Annotated in this window: 19 protein-coding genes; 17 read left to right on the forward strand and 2 right to left on the reverse strand. The window is 72.5% G+C overall.

Going from position 1 to position 19,414, the window contains the following annotated elements; genetic code table 11:
* Positions 1-157 precede the first annotated feature (157 nt).
* From ACSMX9_RS19650 to ACSMX9_RS19710, 13 genes are all read left to right on the forward strand, one after another.
* The gene (locus ACSMX9_RS19650) at positions 158-1,159 is read left to right on the forward strand and encodes a hypothetical protein (RefSeq protein WP_445395629.1); all 1,002 of its coding nucleotides are present in this window, start codon (positions 158-160) and stop codon (positions 1,157-1,159) included.
* 58 nt (positions 1,160-1,217) lie between these two features.
* Positions 1,218-1,940, forward strand: a complete 723-nt coding sequence (cpaB, locus tag ACSMX9_RS19655; RefSeq protein ID WP_445395631.1) for a Flp pilus assembly protein CpaB — start codon at positions 1,218-1,220, stop codon at positions 1,938-1,940.
* Complete coding sequence (locus ACSMX9_RS19660) at positions 1,937-3,556, forward strand: AAA family ATPase (protein ID WP_445395633.1); 1,620 nt, start codon at positions 1,937-1,939, stop codon at positions 3,554-3,556. Before cpaB ends, ACSMX9_RS19660 begins: the two co-directional genes overlap by 4 nt.
* Positions 3,553-3,936, forward strand: a complete 384-nt coding sequence (locus tag ACSMX9_RS19665; protein ID WP_445395635.1) for a TadE/TadG family type IV pilus assembly protein — start codon at positions 3,553-3,555, stop codon at positions 3,934-3,936. The genes ACSMX9_RS19660 and ACSMX9_RS19665 overlap by 4 nt, the downstream gene beginning before the upstream one ends.
* A 46-nt stretch (positions 3,937-3,982) precedes the next feature.
* Positions 3,983-5,329: a CpaF family protein gene (locus tag ACSMX9_RS19670; RefSeq protein ID WP_445395636.1), complete on the forward strand. Its 1,347-nt coding sequence runs from the start codon at positions 3,983-3,985 to the stop codon at positions 5,327-5,329.
* A 31-nt stretch (positions 5,330-5,360) separates the two neighbouring features.
* Positions 5,361-6,299 (forward strand): type II secretion system F family protein, encoded by a 939-nt coding sequence (locus ACSMX9_RS19675; RefSeq protein ID WP_445395638.1) that lies wholly within the window; start codon positions 5,361-5,363, stop codon positions 6,297-6,299.
* A gap of 13 nt (positions 6,300-6,312) precedes the next feature.
* Positions 6,313-7,209: a DUF5936 domain-containing protein gene (locus ACSMX9_RS19680; protein WP_351249358.1), complete on the forward strand. Its 897-nt coding sequence runs from the start codon at positions 6,313-6,315 to the stop codon at positions 7,207-7,209.
* Positions 7,209-8,555: a sensor histidine kinase gene (locus tag ACSMX9_RS19685; RefSeq protein WP_445395640.1), complete on the forward strand. Its 1,347-nt coding sequence runs from the start codon at positions 7,209-7,211 to the stop codon at positions 8,553-8,555. Before ACSMX9_RS19680 ends, ACSMX9_RS19685 begins: the two co-directional genes overlap by 1 nt.
* Positions 8,545-9,348, forward strand: a complete 804-nt coding sequence (locus tag ACSMX9_RS19690; protein WP_445395642.1) for a response regulator — start codon at positions 8,545-8,547, stop codon at positions 9,346-9,348. Before ACSMX9_RS19685 ends, ACSMX9_RS19690 begins: the two co-directional genes overlap by 11 nt.
* A 105-nt stretch (positions 9,349-9,453) precedes the next feature.
* Positions 9,454-9,657: a hypothetical protein gene (locus ACSMX9_RS19695; RefSeq protein WP_351249352.1), complete on the forward strand. Its 204-nt coding sequence runs from the start codon at positions 9,454-9,456 to the stop codon at positions 9,655-9,657.
* The gene (locus ACSMX9_RS19700; protein ID WP_445403036.1) at positions 9,654-10,256 is read left to right on the forward strand and encodes a pilus assembly protein TadG-related protein; all 603 of its coding nucleotides are present in this window, start codon (positions 9,654-9,656) and stop codon (positions 10,254-10,256) included. The genes ACSMX9_RS19695 and ACSMX9_RS19700 overlap by 4 nt, the downstream gene beginning before the upstream one ends.
* 15 nt (positions 10,257-10,271) lie before the next feature.
* A complete protein-coding gene (locus ACSMX9_RS19705) occupies positions 10,272-10,883 on the forward strand; it encodes a hypothetical protein (protein WP_445395644.1) in 612 nt (203 codons plus the stop codon).
* A gap of 3 nt (positions 10,884-10,886) precedes the next feature.
* Entirely contained in the window at positions 10,887-11,636 is a 750-nt protein-coding gene (locus tag ACSMX9_RS19710) for an OmpA family protein (protein ID WP_445395646.1), read from the forward strand.
* Between the two features lie 693 nt (positions 11,637-12,329).
* On the opposite strand, the gene mgrA is transcribed toward ACSMX9_RS19710, so the two are convergent.
* On the reverse strand, positions 12,330-13,367 hold the full coding sequence (mgrA, locus tag ACSMX9_RS19715; protein WP_445395648.1) for an L-glyceraldehyde 3-phosphate reductase: 1,038 nt from the start codon (positions 13,365-13,367) through the stop codon (positions 12,330-12,332).
* 111 nt (positions 13,368-13,478) lie between these two features.
* Here mgrA and ACSMX9_RS19720 point away from each other — a divergent pair, with 111 nt between their 5' ends.
* The 4 genes from ACSMX9_RS19720 (at position 13,479) to ACSMX9_RS19735 (ending at position 18,816) form a co-directional block, all read left to right on the forward strand.
* Positions 13,479-14,240, forward strand: coding sequence for an isoprenyl transferase (locus tag ACSMX9_RS19720; RefSeq protein ID WP_351249662.1), 762 nt, complete (start codon positions 13,479-13,481; stop codon positions 14,238-14,240).
* A gap of 359 nt (positions 14,241-14,599) precedes the next feature.
* Positions 14,600-15,922: a PhoH family protein gene (locus ACSMX9_RS19725; protein ID WP_351249664.1), complete on the forward strand. Its 1,323-nt coding sequence runs from the start codon at positions 14,600-14,602 to the stop codon at positions 15,920-15,922.
* Positions 15,923-16,431: 509 nt separating this feature from the next.
* Positions 16,432-17,208 carry a lytic transglycosylase domain-containing protein gene (locus ACSMX9_RS19730; protein WP_445403037.1) on the forward strand — a complete coding sequence of 259 codons (777 nt, stop codon included), beginning with the start codon at positions 16,432-16,434 and terminating at the stop codon, positions 17,206-17,208.
* A 198-nt stretch (positions 17,209-17,406) separates the two neighbouring features.
* Entirely contained in the window at positions 17,407-18,816 is a 1,410-nt protein-coding gene (locus ACSMX9_RS19735; RefSeq protein ID WP_445395650.1) for an AI-2E family transporter, read from the forward strand.
* A 62-nt stretch (positions 18,817-18,878) separates the two neighbouring features.
* Here the strand turns inward: ACSMX9_RS19735 and ACSMX9_RS19740 are convergent, their stop codons facing one another.
* The gene (locus ACSMX9_RS19740) at positions 18,879-19,412 is read right to left on the reverse strand and encodes an alkyl hydroperoxide reductase (protein WP_351240675.1); all 534 of its coding nucleotides are present in this window, start codon (positions 19,410-19,412) and stop codon (positions 18,879-18,881) included.
* Positions 19,413-19,414: the final 2 nt, after the last annotated feature.

A 19,414-nucleotide genomic window follows, 5' to 3' on the forward strand; every position in this document is an offset into this window, starting at 1 on the left:
CCGGTCGTGAACTCATCTGGTGAGATCGGGTGTTGAGTGGGCCGTGCCGTGGATATGGTGCAGAAGCAGTCGGGATAGTGGGTAGGGGAGTGGCGTCACAGTGGTGCGTGAGAGCGGCCGGGCGACCACGCCGCCGGGCGGAAACGGGGGTGTGCGGGTGCCGACCGCGATAGCCGTCACCAGCCCTGACCTGGTGCTGCCCGCCCCGGACCGACACACGCCCGCCGCCGTCGTCCTCCCGTGCGCGGCCCGGCCCGACCGGCGCCGCGGCGAACGGGCCGTGGGGCGGGTCGCCCGACGGGCCCGCGCCGCGGCCGGGCACGACCTCGAACGCTCCCTGACCGAACTGCACGCCCTGATCGAGCACCACGGCCACGTCATCGTGCTGTGCCCGGCCTCCGCGCCGGCCGCCGTGGTCCACCGGCTGCACACCGTGCGCTCCGTCCTGGAGACCGACCGGGTCGCCCTGCTCCGTCCCGACCTGCCGCCGCTCGGCCTCGCCGCGCTCGCCCTCCAACTCCGTCAACTCTCGCTGTGCGACTTCAGCCCCGGAGTGCTCGCCTCCGCCGCCCGGTTACTCGCGCACTACATCTACGCCGGTGCGCTGCTCGGCTCCGTCGCCCGGCTCGACCGGGTGCCCGTCGACCTCACCTCCCACACCAGGTCCTGGGTGCCCGGCTCCCAGTTCGCGGTCCTCGCCACCCCCCAGGCCGAACTCGTCCGGCTGGGCGCCGCCCCGACCGCCGGCGACGCCCCCGCCCTCACCGGGCCCGCCTTCGGCACCCGCATGGTGACCGCCGCCGGCCAACTCGCCTCCGACTGGGTCTCCGGCACGCTCGCCCCCTCCTGGCGCGTCCAGGGACTCACCGAGACCCGGCTGCCCGCCGACTCCGCCCGCTGGTGGGGCACCGGCAAGGTCGTCGAGTTCGCCGCCGCCATCGGGGACGTCTCCGTCCTCCACCAACTCGTCTCCTCCGTCCGCCGCGAACGGTGCCACTGGTGCGGGCTGGAGCTCATCGGCGACCGCTGCGGCTTCTGCTCCGCGCCCCTCGTCCCCCCGCCCGACCCACGCCCCCGGGCCGTCCGCGGCGCCCCCCGGGCCCCCGCCCTGGGCACTCCGGCCGCCGCCCGGGCGGCCCTCACCGGCCGCCCCGGCTGAACCGCCCCGCCCGCCCCGTCGTCCGCTCGCCCCCGTCCCCGATCGAGGTAGTCCGGCCATGAACTCACGCCAGCGCCGCGGCGTCATCCTGCTGGTCCTCTCGGTGCTGTGCGCCCTCGGCGCCTTCGCCGGGGTGCTGGCCGTGATCCGCGACGTGCAGACCAAGGTCGGACCCGAGCTCACCGCCTACCGCCTCAAGGACGACATCGCCCCGTACAAGACGCTCACCGACGACCAGTTCGAACGGATCAGCATGCCGGAGCGGTGGCTGTCCAAGAACGCCGTCACCAACCTCGCCGCCATCCGCGGCAAGATCGCCGTCACCCGACTGAAGGCCGGCTCCCTGCTGCAGAGCGACATGATCGTCGACCGGCCGGCGCTGGCCCGCGGACAGCAGGAGATCGCCATCCTGATCGACGCGGCCACCGGGGTCGCCGGCAAGATCACCCCCGGCGCCAGCGTCAACATCTACGCCACCTTCGAGGGCGAGGACGACAAGACCCCCGACCAGTCCCGGCTCATCGTCGAGAAGGCCAAGGTCATCGACGTCGGCAAGCTCACCGCCCTCGACCCGGACGCCCGCGACCGCACCCGGCGCACCGCCGAGGCCGTGCCCATCACCTTCGCCCTCGACACCGCCGACGCCCAACGCGTCGCCTACGCCGAATCCTTCGCCACCCACGTCCGACTCGCCCTCGTCGCCCCCGGCGGCGGCACCGACGCGGCACCCGGCGACCGCAGGTACGTCCTCGACGAGGAACTCCAGGAGCCTTCGCGATGAGCATCCGTGTGCTGCCCGCCGTGGGCGACCTGGAATCCGCCCGCGCCCTGACCTCGCTGCTCGGCCAACTCCCCGACACCGACGCCGCGCTGCCCGTCGGCGACACGGCCGCCCTCCTCGACACCCTCGGCCGGCTCGCCGCGGAATCCCTCGACGAACTCCCCGAGGTCGTCCTCGTCCACGAACGCATCGGCCCCGCGCCCGTCCCCCAACTGATCCGCGAGATCGTCGGACGCTACCCGTCCGTCGGCGTCCTCCTCGTCACCGCCGACACCTCTCCCGGCGTGCTGACCGCCGCCATGGACTCCGGGGTCCGCGGGATCGTCGGCCTCCCCCTCGACCACGACGCCCTCGCCGAACGCGTCCAGGCCGCCGCCGCCTGGGCCAGCGGAATGCGGCGCCACCTCGGCACCGGCGACACCCCCCACGGCGGCCCCGGCGGCACCGTCGTCAGCGTCACCGGCGCCAAGGGCGGCGTCGGCACCACCCTCACCGCCGTCCAACTCGCCCTCGCCGCCCGCTCCGGCGGACGCTCCGTCGCCCTCGTCGACCTCGACCTCCAGGCCGGCGACGTCGCCGCCTACCTCGACGTCCAGTTCCGCCGCTCCATCGCCGACCTGGCCGCCATCAAGGACATCAACGCCCGCGTCCTCCACGAGGCCGTCTTCACCCACGAGAGCGGGCTCGCCCTGCTGCTCGCCCCCGCCGAAGGGGAACGCGGCGAAGAGGTCACCGACCGGGTCGCCCGCCAGGTCGTCGCGGCCCTGCGCAGCCGCTACGACCTGGTCGTCATCGACTGCGGCACCCAGATGAGCGCCGCCGGCGCCGCTGCCGTCGAACTCTCCGACCGGGCCCTGCTGCTGGTCACCCCCGACGTCATCGCCGTCCGCGCCGCCAAACGCATGGTCCGCCTCTGGGACCGGCTCCAGATCCGCAAGGCCGAGGACACCACCACCGTCATCAACCGCCACGGCCGCGGCACCGAGATCCAGGCGTCCCTGGTCGCCCGCGTCACCGACACCCGGGTCGCCCGCACCACCGTCCCCGCCCAGTTCAAGGAACTCCACGCGGTGGTGGACGCCGGCCGGGTGCACGACCTCGACCACAAGTCCACCGTCAAACAGGCGCTGTGGACCCTCGCCGCCGAACTCGACCTGATCGCCGCCGACACCCCCGGACCCGGCCACCGCAGACGCCGCCCCGGCGGCGACCGCGGTGCACTCGCCCTGCGCCGCCGCGGCGCCGCCGGCGACCGGGGCGCGGTCACCCTGGAGTTCGCCGGCACCTTCCCGCTGCTCCTCGCCGTCCTCGCCCTGCTCTGGCAGTGCGCGCTGTACGGGTACACGTTCTCCCTCGCCGGCAACGCCGCCGACGAGGCCGCCCGGGCCGCGACCGCCGCCGCCGCGTTCGGCGACGGCGGCCAGGACGCCTGCGTCGCCGCCGGCAAACAGCACCTCCCCGCCGCCTGGCAGGACGCCGACGTGTCCTGCTCCCGCGACGGGCTGGTGTGGCGGGCCGACGTCACCGCCCCCGTCCCCGTCCTCTTCCCCGGCGTCGCCACCGGCTGGACCGTCGACGCCGAAGCCGGCGCGGCGGCCGAGGACGGCACCCGGTGACCGCGCCCGGCCGCCCCGCCGCCCCGCCGCGCCCACCCGCGGGCGACCGGGGCGTCAGCACCCTGGAGTTCGCCGGGTTCCTGCCGATCCTGCTCCTCGTCGGCCTCGCCGCCGTCCAACTCGGCCTCGTCGGCTACGCGGCCGGCCAGGCCGGCTCCGGCGCCCGCGCCGCCGCCCGGGTCACCGCCCAGGAGGGCAGCGCCGCCGGCGAGGCCGCCGGACACGCCGCCATGGACGACGGCCTCGACGCCGACGTCGCCCCCAGCGAGGAGGGCGAGCTCTCCCGGGCCACCGTCACCGTGAGCGTCCCCCTGCTCGTCCCGTTCGCCGGCGACGGCTGGCACGTCACCCGCACGGTCACCATGCCCACCGACGAGTGACCCGCACCCCACCCGCCACGCACCCGAACGGAAGGAGGAACAGCCCATGAGCCTGAGGTCCCGCCTGGCGATCACCCCCAGGGAACCCGGCACCCCGCGCGAGGACGGCCACCTCGTCGCCGTCTACCGGGCCAAACTCCTCGAAGAGATCGACCTCGCCGAGATGTCCTCGCTGACCGCGGCGGACCGCCGGCTCCGCCTCGAACGCGTCCTCGGCCACCTCATCAGCCGCGAGGGGCCCGTCCTCTCCACCGCCGAACGCACCCAGCTCATCCGCCGCGTCGTCGACGAAGCCCTCGGCCTCGGCGTCCTCGAACCCCTCCTCGCCGACGCCACCATCACCGAGATCATGGTCAACGGGCCCGACGCGGTGTTCGTGGAACGGGGCGGACGCGTCGAACAGCTCCCGCTGCGCTTCGCCTCCGAGGAACAGCTCATGCAGACCATCGAGCGCATCGTCTCCACCGTCAACCGACGCGTCGACGAGTCCCACCCCATGGTCGACGCCCGCCTCCCCACCGGCGAACGCGTCAACGTCATCATCCCCCCGCTCTCCCTCACCGGCCCCACCCTCACCATCCGCCGCTTCCCCCGCGCCTACGCACTCCCCGAACTCATCGGCCTCGGCTCCCTCGACGAACCGATGCTGATGCTGCTCTCCGCGTTCGTCCGCGCCCGCTTCAACCTCATCGTCAGCGGCGGCACCGGCTCCGGGAAGACCACCCTGCTCAACGCGCTCTCCGGCCTCATCCCCAGCCACGAACGCATCATCACCATCGAGGACTCCGCCGAACTCCAACTCCAACAGGACCACGTCATCCGACTGGAGTCCCGCCCCCCGAACGTCGAGGGCAAGGGCCACATCACCATCCGCGACCTGGTCCGCAACAGCCTCCGCATGCGCCCCGACCGCATCATCGTCGGCGAGGTCCGCGGCGGCGAGACCCTCGACATGCTCCAGGCCATGTCCACCGGCCACGACGGCTCCCTGGCCACCGTCCACGCCAACAGCGCCGAAGACGCCCTCATGCGCCTCCAGACCCTCGGCTCCATGTCCGAGGTGAGCATCCCCTTCGAAGCGCTCAAGGACCAGATCAACTCCGCCGTCGACGTCGTCGTCCAACTCGCCCGACACGCCGACGGCTCCCGCCGCATCGTCGAGATCGCCCTCCTCGTCTCCCACGGCCGCGAAGCCTTCCGCACCGCCACCGTCTCCCGGTTCGTCCCCCGACCACCCGGCCCCGACCGCACCGTGCACGGCCACTTCGAACATCTCCCGCTGCCCCGCGCCGTCGCCGAGAAGCTCTACGTCGCCAGCGAACCCGTCCCGCCCGCCTTCGGCGTCGCCTCCGACGGCCTCGCCACCCCCCACACCCGGCAGGCCCTCGCATGAACCACGCCCCGCACACCCCGGGGAGGCCGGCGTGACCGACCCCGCCCTCCTCGCCCTCGGCGCCACCCTCCTCGGCTGCGCCCTCGCCACCGCCGGACTCCACAGCTGGGCCACCGGCCGCGCCCAACGCCGCGCCCTCGTCGACCGGCTCTCCGGCGGCCCCGTCCACGGCACCGGCAGCCGCGCCCGCCGCTTCGCCGCCGTCGACCGCCGACTGCGCCGCACCCGCCTCGGCCGCTCCGTGGGCCACCGGCTCTCCGCCACCGGACTCGACCTCACCCCCGGCGAGTTCCTCAGCCACGCCCTCGCCGCCACCACCGCCCTCTGGCTGATCGCCGCCTCCGCCCTCGCGCCCTTCTTCGGCCCGATCGCCGCCGCCGTCGGAGTGTGGGGCGCCGCCCTCTTCCTCAACTGGCAGCGCCAGAAGCGCATCGAAGCCTTCATCAACCAACTCCCCGACGTCGCCCGACTGCTCGCCAACGCCACCGCCGCCGGACTCGCCCTGCGCACCTCCCTGGCCATGGCCGCCGAGGAACTCGAAGCGCCCGCCGGCGAGGAACTCTCCCGCGTCGCCGACCAACTCGCCCTCGGCCGCTCCGTCGACGACGCCCTCGGCGAACTCGCCCGCCGCCTGCCCTCCCGCGAACTCGTCGTCCTGGTCACCACCCTCGTGCTGTCCAACAAGGCCGGCGGCGCCGTCGTCAGCTCCCTGCGCAACCTCACCCAGACCCTGGAGGACCGCAAGGAGACCCGACGCGAAGTGCGCACCATGCTCTCCGAGGTCAACGCCACCGCCTTCACCGTCCCGCTGCTCGGCCTCGGCTCCCTCCTCCTCGTCAACTCCTCCAACGAGGGCGCCCTCACCCGGGTGACCTCCTCCCCGGTCGGCCAGGTCCTGGTGCTGATCGCCCTCGGCCTCTACGCCGTCGGCTTCTTCGCCATCCGCCGCCTCGGCAAGATCGAAGTGTGAGGTACCCGCCCCGATGCCGCTGACGGCCCTGCTCCTCGCCGCCCTCGCGGGCACCGCCGTGCTCGGCGCCCTCCTCGGCCTGCGCATGTACCGCAGCGAGACCGAACTCCCCGGCGACCTCGCCCTCGCCCTGGAGGTCGGCGGCAGCCGGGTCTCCACCCCCGACGCCGCCGTCGACCGGCTCGGCATGCGCCTCGCCCCGCTGGTGCTGCGCCTGATGGGCCCCAAACGCGTCGCCGCCAAACGCCGCCGCATCGACATGGCCGGCAACCCCGGCGGCCTCACCCTCGACCGCTACGCGGCCCGCCGCGCCGTCTACGGCGTCTTCGGCGTCGTCCTCGGCACCGTCTTCCTCACCAACGGCCAGACCCTCTTCGCCGCCCTCACCCTCGCCTTCGGCGTCCTCGCCGCCGACCTCCTCATCTGGCAGGCCGTCCGCGACCGGCGCGCCGTCATCGACCGCACCCTGCCCGACTTCCTCGACGTCCTCGCCGTGGTCGTCTCCGCCGGACTCGGCTTCCGTCAGGCCCTCGACCGGGTCGCCGAACGCTACGAGGGCCCCTGGGCCGACGAACTGCGCATCGCCCTGCGTCAGATGGACATGGGCGTCAGCCGCCGCCAGGCGTTCGACGAACTGCGCCGCCGCAACGACTCCGAACAGGTCGCCCAGTTCGTCTCCGCCCTCCAGCAGGGCGAGGAACTCGGCTCCCCGATCGCCGAGACCCTCATCCAGATCGCCGCGGACATGCGCCGCACCGACGCCCAGAACGCCCGCCGGCGGGCCGCCAAGACGATCCCCAAGGCCACCGTCGTCACCCTGGTCTTCATGCTCCCCGCCACCATGATCCTCATCGCCGCCGGCATGTTCCTCGGCTCCGGCACCGACTTCGGCTCCCTCCTGGGCCCCTGATGCCGCCCGCCCGGCCCCCGCGCCCCCTCCGCCGCCCCGGATCCCCCCTCGCCACCCGGCCCGGCCCCTGGCCGTCCGCCATAGAGGACGACGCCCCGCCGCCCAGTCTCCGCATCCAACTCAGCGCCCTCCAGGCCCTGTGCCGCCAGGTCTTCGGCGCCCGCCTCGCCGTCATCGCGCTCGGGGTGCCCTTCGCCATGAGCGGGGCCGCCGACGGCGCCCCCCGGTACGCCGTCCTCGCCGCCGGCGTCCTCGGCTTCATGGGCTCCTACGCCATGCTCCGCGACTGGGAACGCTTCGGCCCCCGCGTCCTCGCCCACCCCACCCTCATGGGCCTCGACCTGCTCGTCGGCTCGATCCTCCTGCTCACCGCCTCACCCGCCTCGCCCCTCGGCTACGTCGCCGTGTGCACCCCGCTGCTCGCCGGCCTGCTCTACGGCTGGCGCGGCGCCGGCGTCTTCACCGGCCTCCAGATCGTCGCCCTGCTCACCGCCTACCGCGCCTGGGAGACCCGCCCCGGCAGCGCCTCCAGCACCGCCCTGCTCGCCGGCTTCTGCGTCGCCGCCGGCATCATCGGGGTGACCCTGCGCAACCTGATGTTCCGGTTCGGCTCCGCCACCCGGGCCCTCGCCGAGGCCCACGCCGACCTCGCCGTCCGCGACGCCGTCGAATCCGAACGCGCGCGCCTCGCGCGCGAGATGCACGACTCCGTCGCCAAGACGCTGCACGGCCTCGCCCTGTCCGCCGAAGCCCTCGCGGCCACCGCCGACCGCACCGACCCGCAGACCCTGCGCCACCGCGCCGAGGAGGTCGCCCGCGCCGCCCGCCGCGCCGCCGCCGAGTCCCGCACCCTCCTGCACGACCTGCGCGGCACCACCGGTCCCGGAACCGACCTCGTGGCCGAACTGGGCGCCGTCGTCGAGGACTTCCGCACCCGCACCGGGCTGGCCGCCACCCTGCGCACCGACCCCGACCCCCTGCGGCGCCCCGCCTTGGCCGACCGGGTCGTCCACGAGACGGCGACCATCGTCGCGGAGGCCCTGGAGAACGCCCACCGGCACGCCCGCGCCACCCGCGTCACGGTCACCGTCACCCTCGCCGTCGAGGCCCTCGCCGTCTCCGTCACCGACGACGGTTCCGGGCTGGGTACCGGCCCCGTCACCCCGGACAGCGCCCGCCTCGCCGCGCTCCGGGCCCGCGGCAGGTTCGGCCTGTTGGGCATGGCCGAGCGCGCCGCCGCGCTCGGCGCCGCCCTGCGCATCGCCCCGGCCCCCGCCGGGGCGCCCGGCACCACCGTGCACCTGACCCTTCCCCGTCCGCTCCCGGAGGCCGACCATGCCCGTTGAGCAGCAGCCCGCCGTACGGGTCGTCGTCACCGACGACAACCCCGTGGTCCGGGCGGGGCTCGCCGCCCTCCTCGGCGCCCACCCGGACGTCACCGTGGTCGCCGAGGCCACCAACGGCGCCGAGGTCCTCACCGTGGTCTGCCGGCACCGCCCCGACGTCGTCCTGTTGGACGTCCGCATGCCCGACACGGACGGGCTGGCCGCCTTACCGGACCTGGCCCGGCTGGCCCCGGTCCTGATGCTCACCTACAGCGCGGAGCCGGAGACCATCCGGGCGGCCCGCCACCTGGGTGCCCGCGGCTACCTGGTGCACGGGGAGTTCACCACCGAGGAACTCCTCACCGCGGTCCGGGAGGTGCGGCACGGCCGGGGCACCTGCACCCGGTCGGCGCGGGACGTGTGGTCCGGGACCGGGGCCCCCACGGGGCCGGACGTCTCGAATGCGCCGCCCCCGCCCACCCGGCCGTCCGGAACCTCCCAACTCCCTTCGCGCCTGCAACGCTTTGTGGGACAGTCATGGCGGGCCCGGGGCAGCCACGGACCCGGGCCCCGCGGTGACGGGCCCGCCCCGTTCGCCTTCGGTCTCAGCTCCAGGGAGGTGGAGGTCATGGACCTCATCGCGTCCGGCATGAACAACCGCCAGATCGCCGCCGCCTGTTTCATCAGCGAGAAGACCGTCAAGAACCACATCAACCGCATCTTCGCGAAGCTGCACAGCACGAGCCGCAGCGAGGCCATCGCCCGTTGGCTCGGCATCGCTCCCGCCACCCCGGGCGAGGGGTGGTCCCGTTGACCCGCCCACCCGCGAGTTGGGCCCCAGGGCCCACGAGCCGCACCGCCCCCGTCCCGTACCTTTCCGTGGTCGGCCGTGCACAGCACCCGGAGGGAAGGACCCACCATGAAGACCCGCCTGGCCACCTGGCGCCACCTCGCCCCGTCCCGCCTCCGCGGCCCCCTGCACGACCGCGGCGCGGGCTTCGTGGAGTACGCGGGCCTGCTGATCATCATCGCGGGCATCTTCACGCTGATCGACGGACTGGGACTGGACGGGAAGATCTCCGACCGCATCCTGAAAGCAGTGAGCGACGTCCTGGGAGGCTGACGAGCAGCGACCGCAGTGACCGGGGGCAGACGCTACCGATCTACATGTGGTTGACGGTGATCGTGTTGTTCGCCGCGCTCGCGTTCTTCGCCTTCGCGCAAGCGGCGGCTGCTCGCAACGGCGCACAATCGGCGGCCGACGCGGCGGCCCTGGCCGCCGCCCAGGAGGCGCGGGAGGAACTCCTCGTCGGCCTTGAGGAATCAATTGGCCAGGACGAGAACTGGCTGGAGTGGTTGAACGGAGCACCCCTTCGCGGTGCGGGAGCTCAGGCAGCAGCGGATCGGCTGGCAGCTCAGAACGATGCCACTGTCACAGGATTCGGGCACGTGATGGTCAACGGGTTCTCCGGATACCAGGTGGAGATCGAGACGAACTACGCGGCAGGGGACTCCATCGTTCCCGGTACGGAATCACTGCACGCCAAGGCTCGGGCGACTGCCGTACTGAAGCCCCGTTGCGATGTCGATCCAGATGCCGAGCCCGCGCAGTTGGTTGAGCTCAACTGTGACGGCGAACTGTTCGCTGTTGATCCAGACCAGTTTCACGTTGGCGATTTGCCGGATGCCTCTCTCTTCTTCTCCGTGCATCTGGCCGAATGAAAGGGAACTCCACTCATGAACCTCCGGTGTAATGGGACCGGCGGAAGAGTCGTGGCCACGATTGTGGCCACGACTCTGCTGACCTTCGCTGTGAGTGGCTGCGGTGGAGGAGACGGGGGTGAGAAGACCGGGGACGGAAAGGGGCCGGCGAGCCAGCCCGCTGCCAGCCCGCGGCAGGGGGACGACCCCGACGAGGGCGGAACCCCCACCCCGGGGCGATCCGCGAGGGAGGACCTGGCTGAAGTCAAGGGAGGAGGGCTGACGCTCACCGTCACTTCCGCGGTCCGTGGCCAGGGCGGATTCGTCACCGTGCAAGGCAGGGTGGTGAATGGCTCCGGCGAGCCTTGGTCGGCTGGCGAGTGGCGAGGAGATGAGAGCGAGTTGGTCAAGAACGGAGGCTCCATCGCCGGAGCCAGTCTGGTGGACAACAAAGGAAAGAAGAAGTACCTGGTCCTCCGTGACACGGAGGGCCGCTGCCTGTGCACCCGGTTCACCGGCGGCGTCGGATCCGGTGAGACCGTGGACTGGTTCGCCCAGTTCCCCGCCCCGCCCGAAGGCACCACCGAGGTCGACTTCCAGGTGGGCTCCATGCCCCCCGCCGCCATCGAGATCAGCGGGGGAGAATAGCCGATGACCGACTCCGCCCCCACCTCCGAAGCCACCGACCGGGCCCCCGGAGGCCCTCCCCGCCGCACACCCGGCCGACGTGCGGGCACGGGCTCAGCGGCCCTCACCGCCCTGCTGGCCCTGCTGCTCACCGGCACCCCCGCCGAGGCCGCCCCGGAGGATCCGAGCGCCCCGCCCGGCAGCGTCTCCGAGGCGGCTCCGCCGCCGGAGGTGGACGCCGGCAGTCCGGGGCTGCGCCTGGCCGGCGGAGCGAGTCTGGCGCCGGTCAAGGTGTTGGACATCAAGTCGGTGGTCGAGGAACTCGGCGGCCAGGAGCGTCGCGAGGACACCAACACCGACGTGAAGTTCGCGCTCCAGGCGGAGGTGCTGTTCCCCAAGAACAGCCCGAAGCTCAACCCGGAGGCGTTGTCCCGGATCGAGGCGATCGCCGACGAGGTCGAGGCGCAGAAGGCGACGACCGTCCGGGTCTTCGGTTTCACCGACGACCTCGGTTCCTACGAGCACGGCAAGCTGTTGAGCAAGCGACGCGCGGACTCCGTCCACGACGCCCTCGCCTCCCACCTGGGCCCCGAGGTGACCTACGAGGTGCGCGGCTACAGCGAGGACTACCCGATCGCGGACAACTCCTCCGAACAGGGCCGCCGGAAGAACCGCCGGGTCGAGGTGTCCTTCCCCCGCCCCGGTGCGGACCCGGCCGAGACGGGCAAGGGCACGGAGAGCGGGAACAAGCCCGCCGGTTCGGCCTCGCCCTGAGGGCCCGCCGGTCCACGGCTCACCGGCGGTCACCCGTCAGGTGAGCCGTGGGCGCGGCCGGCCGGCCCCGCCCCCGCTTCGACGCCCGTGCGAGGTCCCGGGCCCGGCAGGTTCTCCACATCGTTATCGACGTCGGCTCGCCCTGAAGATAAAATTCACGTAAGTTCAGACCAAGGTAAATTCGCGTGAGCAAAGCTGCGCGGGGCGGTACCGCGCAGTGGAGGGGGCTGCGCGGCACCGGGCCCCCGCGGGTGCGCCCCGCCCCCGGAGGGCGTCAACGCGCGTCGAGGGCGCCCCTCACCCACCCGGGGGATGCGGGGTGGGGAACCCCGGGAGGGGCCGCCGAGGCCCGGAGGGTCCAGGGTCCTTCGAATGTGGCCGCAAACCCCTGCGTACCAGCTGTTTCCGGCCCCAGCTCCGGGCTCTCCGGGCCGTCAGGGGCGTGTGGGGGTAGGGCAGGGGTGGACCCCAGAGGACTGCGGAGAGTAGCGATCGGCGCGTGATGCACGCAGGAGCGCATACGAAGGGTTATGGTGGAGGCCCCCCCTCGGGCCGGTCCGTATCCCCCCCCCACGGACCGGCCCGTTTTCCGTACCGGCCCGGCCTGAGGAAGCGCCTCGGCGGACCGGCGGCGGTCCCGGTGCGCCCCCTCCCCGAGGAGGTGGCGGGGGAACCGCCGTCGGACCCGGCGGCTCAGCTCCGGGCGGCCCAGATGTTCGCGCCGGGCGTCGACACCGCGTACGTGTCGATCTCCGCCAACTCCTCCGCGGTCAACGGGGGGCCGTCCAGGGCGGCCACGTTCTCCTCCAGTTGCCGCACGCTCGACGCGCCGATCAGCGCGGACGTCATCCGCGGGTCGCGCAGCACCCAGCTCAGGGCGAGCTGTGCCAGGCTCTGGCCCCGCCGCCGGGCGATGGCGTCGAGGGCGTGCAGCCGGTGCAGCACCTCCTCGCTGAGCAGGCCCGGGTCCAGGGACTTGCCCTGGGCGGCCCGGGAGTCCGTGGGCACGCCGTTCAGGTACCGGTCCGTCAGCAGGCCCTGGGCCAGCGGTACGTACGCGATGCAGCCCATGCCCTCCCGCTCCAGGGCGTCCAGGAGCCGGTCGTCCTCGGTCCAGCGGTTGATCATCGAGTACGAGGGCTGGTGGATCAGCGGGCGCACCCCCATCTCCCGCAGCAACCGGGCGGCCTCGGCGGTCTGCTCGCTGCTGTACGAGGACACACCGACGTACAGGGCCTTGCCCTGCTGGACCGCGGACGCCAGGGCGCCCATGGTCTCCTCCAGCGGGGTGTCCGGGTCGAACCGGTGCGAGTAGAAGACGTCGACGTAGTCCAGCCCCATCCGGCTCAGGGAGGCGTCCAGGGAGGACAGCAGGTACTTGCGGGAGCCCCACTCGCCGTACGGGCCGGGGTGCATCAGGTAGCCGGCCTTGGTGGAGATCACCAGCTCGTCGCGGTACGGGGCGAAGTCCTGCCGCAGCAGCTTGCCGAAGTTCAGCTCGGCCGAGCCGGGCGGGGGGCCGTAGTTGTTGGCCAGGTCGAAGTGGGTGACGCCCAGGTCGAAGGCGCGGCGCAGGATCGCCCGCTGGGAGTCCAGCGTGCGGTCGTCGCCGAAGTTGTGCCACAGCCCCAGGGAGATCGCGGGCAGTTTCAGCCCGCTCCGGCCGGAACGCCGGTACTCCATGGAGTCGTAACGGTCCGGTCGCGCTCGGTAGAAAGTGGTGTCGTTCATGCACCCGAAACTACTTCAGCCGGGCATCGCCCCCGGCTCGGCGCATCCCACGCACACCGGTAGGGTGGCGCCCCTCGGGGACGGCTATTTCCACCTAGGGGCTGAACAGACGTGAACCTGCGCGACCTGGTGTACCGACTCTACGCACGCCGGGTGGAGGGACGCCTCGACCACGCTCAGGTGCCCAAGCACATCGGGGTCATCCTGGACGGGAACCGGCGCTGGGCGAAGGCTTCGGGGGAGACCACCGCGCAGGGCCACCGGGCCGGGGCCGACAAGATCTCCGAGTTCCTCGGGTGGTGCGCCGAGACCGAGGTCGAGGTGGTCACCCTGTGGATGCTGTCCACGGACAACTTCGACCGTCCGCAGGAGGAACTGGTCCCGCTGCTCGGGATCATCGAGGACGCGGTGCGCGGTCTGGCCCGGGACGGCCGCTGGCGGGTCCACCACGTGGGCACGATGGACCTGCTGCCCGACCGGACCCAGCTGGTGCTGAAGGAGGCGGAACAGGCCACCGCCGACAACCCGGGCATACTCGTGAACGTGGCCGTGGGGTACGGGGGGCGGCAGGAGATCGCCGACGCGGTGCGCTCCCTGCTGCTGGACCACGCCCGACGGGGCACCAGCTTCGAGGAACTCGCCGAACTGGTCGACATCGACGTGATCTCCGAGCACCTCTACACGCGCGGCCAGCCCGACCCGGACCTGGTCATCAGGACCAGCGGTGAGCAGCGGCTCTCCGGGTTCATGCTCTGGCAGTCGGCGCACTCCGAGTACTACTTCTGCGAGGTCTTCTGGCCCGCGTTCCGCAAGGTCGACTTCCTGCGCGCGCTGCGCGACTACGCGGCCCGGCACCGGCGCTACGGCGGCTGACGCAGGGCCCCGTACCCCGACCGTCCCCCCGGTCGTCATCGGCCGTTCCGCCACGCGCCGTCAACTGGTGTGGCATGACGGTGGGTTTTGGAGGGAATAAGCCACCCAGGTCGGCATCCGAACGGTATCGGTCGGCGGTACCGGGAGGGATGCCGGATCGCAGCGGACGGCATGCCCGTCCGCCCGGGAGGCTCTTTGCACCAGGTGCACCGCACGTGTCGTGCGGACGAGGCGGAGGGCCGGAGTCCGGCCCGCGCCCCGCGGCCCGAACCCGGTTCGTTCCTTCCCTGTGGGGTGGTGGCCGGGGCCTCCTGCCGCCCGGTCGCCCCCCGACCTCATCCGAGGGGGTACGTCCTTCCGTGGTGACCAGCTCGAAGCGCCGCACGCCAGACCGGCGCACTTACGTCCTCGACACCAGCGTCCTGCTGGCCGACCCCAACGCGATGACCCGCTTCGACGAACACGAAGTCGTCCTGCCGGTCGTCGTGGTCACGGAACTGGAGGCCAAGCGGAACCATCCGGAGCTGGGCTACTTCGCCCGGCAGGCCCTGCGGCTGCTGGACGACTACCGCGTCCGGCACGGGCGGTTGGACGCCCCGCTCCCGGTGGGGGAGCTGGGGGGCACGCTGCGGGTCGAGCTGAACCACTCCGACCCGGGCGTCCTGCCGGTGGGGTACCGGCTGGGGGACAACGACTCGCGCATCCTGGCGGTCGCCCGCAACCTCCAGGCCGAGGGGTACGACGTCACCGTCGTCTCCAAGGACCTGCCGCTGCGGATCAAGGCGTCCTCCGTCGGTCTGCTCGCGGAGGAGTACCGGGCGGAGCTGGCGATCACGGACTCCGGGTGGACCGGGATGACGGAGCTGTCGCTCCCCGCGGAGCAGGTGGACCTGCTCTTCGAGGAGGACGCGCTGTACGTCCCCGAGGCGGCCGAGCTGCCGGTGCACACGGGGCTGACCATCCAGTCGGAGCGGGGCCGGGCCCTGGGCCGGGTCGCCGCCGACGGTCGGGTGCGGTTGGTGCGCGGGGACCGGGAGGCGTTCGGGCTCAAGGGGCGCAGCGCGGAGCAGCGGGTGGCCCTGGACCTGTTGCTCGACCCGGAGGTGGGCATCGTCTCGATGGGGGGCCGGGCCGGCACCGGCAAGTCGGCGCTGGCGCTCTGCGCCGGCCTGGAGGCGGTCCTGGAGCGCCGGCAGCACCAGAAGGTGATGGTGTTCCGACCGCTGTACGCGGTGGGCGGCCAGGAGTTGGGCTACCTGCCCGGCACCGAGGCCGAGAAGATGAGCCCGTGGGCGCAGGCGGTGTTCGACACGCTGTCGGCGGTGACCAGTCGTGAGGTGATCGAGGAGATCACCGCGCGGGGCATGCTGGAGGTGTTGCCGCTCACCCACATCCGGGGGCGTTCGCTGCACGACGCGTTCGTCATCGTGGACGAGGCCCAGTCGTTGGAACGCAACGTCCTGCTGACGGTGTTGTCCCGGATCGGCGCGGGCTCCCGGGTGGTGCTCACCCACGACGTGGCGCAGCGGGACAACCTGCGGGTCGGGCGGTACGACGGGGTGGTGGCGGTGGTGGAGAAGCTGAAGGGGCATCCCCTCTTCGCACACGTCACGTTGACCCGTTCGGAGCGTTCGCCGATCGCCGCGCTGGTGACCGAGTTGCTGGAGGACGCCGTGGTGTAGGGCGGCGCGCGTTCTCCCGGTATGACCGGTGTAGGTGGAATGGGCCGGTGGGGGAACGTTCGTCCGTCAAGCGGGTGAAGCGCTGGACGGTGCACCTTTCGGGGGGTGTTGGGCGTCGCCCGGCCGGGTTCCTGGTCCGAAGGGGCCGGGAATCCTAGCCGGGCGACGCCGCCGTGTGGGGGAGTTCGACGGGAAGCACGGGAACGGGCGAGGTGTGACCTATCCCACTCAACCCGGAATTGCCTTGCGGTGCACGGCTGCGGCAGAGTCTCTGTCCTGTCAGGCCCTGCATACGACACACCGTGCCGCACGGTCGCCAAGCCTCCATCGGTGCCGTGGCACACTGCCGTACACGAGAATTCCATAACGCCCGTCGTATGCCGCCCGAGCGCCACCGGGCCCTCCCGTCAGGGGAGTTGCCCATCGGGTCCGTGCCTCCCGTGACGTCGCAGTACCGGAGGCCAGCGCCAGGGGCACGATCGCGTCCGCGAGGGTCACCCGTGCGGGCGATGCTGGAAGGAAAACGTGTGAGCCGGATCTCCGTCCGCGGGTTCGCGGTGGCCTCTGCCACTGCGGTCACCACCGTCGGCGCCGTCGTGGGCGTCGCCTCGGGCACCCCGCAGGAGTCCTCGAACGACTTCGAGGCGACGGCGGGTGACTCGACGCTCCTCGCGGACATTCCCGCGGGCCAGCAGGCCCAGGTCATGACCGCCTCGTTGACGCAGCAGGCCGACGCCCAGGCGATCGCCGCCGACTCCGTGGCGAAGAAGAGCGCCGAGGAGACGGCCCGCATCCAGGCCGCCAAGGACGCCGTCGCCAAGCAGCAGGAGGCGAAGGCAGCCAAGGAGGCCGAGGCGAAGGCCAAGGCCAAGGCCGAGCAGGAGGCCAAGGAGCGCGCGGAGAAGAAGGAGAAGGAGGAGGCCGCCAGCCGGTCCGCCACCCGTACCGCCTCCGCCTCCGGCAGTCTCCCCACCACCCCCGCCAAGGGCTCGTACACCATCGCCGAGATCCAGGCGATGGCCCGGGCCGTGGTCCCCGCCGACCAGTTCCAGTGCTTCAGCAACATCGTGGACCACGAGTCCGACTGGAACTACAAGGCCGTCAACCCGTCCTCGGGCGCGTACGGCCTCTTCCAGGCGCTGCCCGCCTCCAAGATGTCCTCCGCGGGCTCCGACTGGCAGACCAACCCGGCCACCCAGATCAAGTGGGGCCTCAGCTACATGGAGGGCCGCTACGGCAGCCCCTGCGGCGCCTGGGACTTCTGGCAGGCCAACCGCTGGTACTGAGCCGTCCCGCCGGCCGGCGCAACTCCGCCCCGCACCGGGGCAGCTCAACCTTTCCGAGCCCCTCACCGTCCTTCGGCGAGGGGCCTTCGGCATGTACCGTTGGGGGGCTCCGGGACACCGGGGGGAGTCGTGAGCGGCGAACGCGAGGCACCCGTCGGACGCGAGCGGCACGGCGGACGGCGGAAAAGGGTACGGATCATGTCGCGAGTACCGGGCTGGCTGGGCCGGTGGGGAGCCGGGCTGACCCGCCTGGGCGAGAGTTGGGAGGCGCGGCGCGCCGCGGCGGAACGACGCCGCGACCCCGACGACCCGCCGCCCCGCGAACCCCCGCGCGACCGGCCCGCGTTCACGACACCGCCCCCCGCACCGGAACCCGTGGCGGAGGGCCCCGCCACCCCCGTCACCTACCTGCCCGCCGTGTCCGCCCGGCCCGACCCGGCCCGGGCCGTGCCCTGGGGGCTGCGGGTCGCCGCCGAGGCGGGATGGCGGCTGCTGGTGCTCGCCGGCACGGTCTGGGTGCTGATGCGGGTCATCAGCGCCGTCCGGCTGGTGGTGCTCGCCTTCGTCGCCTCGCTGCTCATCACCGCACTGCTGCAACCCACGGTGGCCAAGCTCAAGCGCCACGGAGTGCCCCGGGGACTGGCCACCGCGCTCACCGCGGTCCTCGGCTTCGTCTTCCTCGGGCTCGTCGGCTGGTTCGTGGTGTGGCAGGTGTTGGAGAACGTCGACCACCTGTCCAGCCAGGTGCAGGACGGCATCGAGGAACTGCGCAAGTGGCTCCTCAACAGCCCCTTCCACGTCACCGAGGACCAGATCAACGACATCGCCAAGACCCTGCGGGACGCGATCGGCGCCAACACCGACTCGATAACGTCCGCGGGCCTGGCCGGGGTCACCGTCATCGTGGAGGTCCTCACCGGTGTGCTGCTGACCGTGTTCTCCACCCTGTTCCTGCTCTACGACGGCCGACGGATCTGGGAGTGGCTGTTGCGACTGGTGCCCGGCGCCGCCCGCGAGGGCATCGCCGGCGCCGGGCCGCGCGCCTGGCGGACGCTCACCGCCTACGTGCGGGGCACGGTGGTGGTCGCCCTGATCGACGCCGTCTTCATCGGCCTCGGCATCTACTTCCTCGGGGTGCCGATGGCGGTGCCGCTCGCCGTGTTCATCTTCCTGTTCGCGTTCATCCCCCTGGTCGGCGCGGTGGTGTCGGGAGCGCTCGCGGTGGTCGTCGCCCTGGTCACCCAGGGCGTGTTCACCGCCGTGATGACGCTGGTGGTGGTGCTCGCGGTGCAGCAGATCGAGGGGCACGTGCTGCAACCCTTCATCCTGGGCCGCGCCGTGCGGGTGCACCCCCTGGCGGTGGTGCTCGCGGTGGCCACCGGCGGACTGTTCGCCGGGATCGGCGGTGCGGTGGTCGCGGTGCCGCTGGTCGCCGTCACCAATACGGTCGTCGGCTATCTGCGCGCCTACTCGGGGGAGTACGCCCTGCGCGGCTCGCCCGCTCCGCACGGCGCCACCGCGCACGGCGTCGCCCCGGTGCTCCCGACGACCGCCGAACCCGCCCCGCCGCCGGCGCGGGACCCCGAGGCCCCCGACGGGCGGGGCTGAACCGCAGGCACGACGAAGGGCCCGTACGGCAGTGCGGTACGGGCCCTCGTGTGGGTGCGGGATCAGCCGGCCAGAACGGCCTCGGAGTCCAGCGTGACGCCGACCGCCTGGATCACCGCGGCGATCTTGAACGCCTCCTGGATCACGTCGCGCTCGACGCCGGCCTTGCGCAGCACCTGCTCGTGCGAGTCGAGGCACTGGCCGCAGCCGTTGATCGCGGAGACCGCGAGGGACCACAGCTCGAAGTCGGTCTTCTCGACCCCGGGGTTGCCGATGACGTTCATCCGCAACCCGGCGCGCAGCGTGCCGTACTCCGGGTCCGACAGCAGGTGCCGGGTGCGGTAGAAGACGTTGTTCATCGCCATCACCGCGGCGGCCGACTTGGCCGCCGTGTACGCCTCGGGAGAGAGGTTGGCCTTCGCCTCGGGCTCCAGCTCGCGCAGCACGATCGGCGAGCGGGACGCGATCGCGCAGGCCAGCACCGTGCCCCACAGCTGCTGCTGCGGCAGGTCGCTGTTGCCGATCACCGAACCGAGGTTCAGCTTCAGGTCCTTGGCGTAGTCCGGTATCGCGGACTTCAGCTCATCGAGGGCCACGG

It is taken from the genome of Streptomyces sp. LE64, from assembly GCF_052606915.1.

Coding starts and splice junctions, on each gene's coding strand:
- cpaB (WP_445395631.1), top strand. CDS start 1,218: ATGAACTCACGCCAGCGCCGCGGCGTCATCCTGCTGGTCCTCTCGGTG.
- ACSMX9_RS19660 (WP_445395633.1), top strand. CDS start 1,937: ATGAGCATCCGTGTGCTGCCCGCCGTGGGCGACCTGGAATCCGCCCGC.
- ACSMX9_RS19670 (WP_445395636.1), top strand. CDS start 3,983: ATGAGCCTGAGGTCCCGCCTGGCGATCACCCCCAGGGAACCCGGCACC.
- ACSMX9_RS19680 (WP_351249358.1), top strand. CDS start 6,313: ATGCCGCTGACGGCCCTGCTCCTCGCCGCCCTCGCGGGCACCGCCGTG.
- ACSMX9_RS19685 (WP_445395640.1), top strand. CDS start 7,209: ATGCCGCCCGCCCGGCCCCCGCGCCCCCTCCGCCGCCCCGGATCCCCC.
- ACSMX9_RS19690 (WP_445395642.1), top strand. CDS start 8,545: ATGCCCGTTGAGCAGCAGCCCGCCGTACGGGTCGTCGTCACCGACGAC.
- ACSMX9_RS19695 (WP_351249352.1), top strand. CDS start 9,454: ATGAAGACCCGCCTGGCCACCTGGCGCCACCTCGCCCCGTCCCGCCTC.
- ACSMX9_RS19705 (WP_445395644.1), top strand. CDS start 10,272: ATGAACCTCCGGTGTAATGGGACCGGCGGAAGAGTCGTGGCCACGATT.
- ACSMX9_RS19710 (WP_445395646.1), top strand. CDS start 10,887: ATGACCGACTCCGCCCCCACCTCCGAAGCCACCGACCGGGCCCCCGGA.
- mgrA (WP_445395648.1), bottom strand. CDS start 13,367: ATGAACGACACCACTTTCTACCGAGCGCGACCGGACCGTTACGACTCC.
- ACSMX9_RS19730 (WP_445403037.1), top strand. CDS start 16,432: ATGCTGGAAGGAAAACGTGTGAGCCGGATCTCCGTCCGCGGGTTCGCG.
- ACSMX9_RS19735 (WP_445395650.1), top strand. CDS start 17,407: ATGTCGCGAGTACCGGGCTGGCTGGGCCGGTGGGGAGCCGGGCTGACC.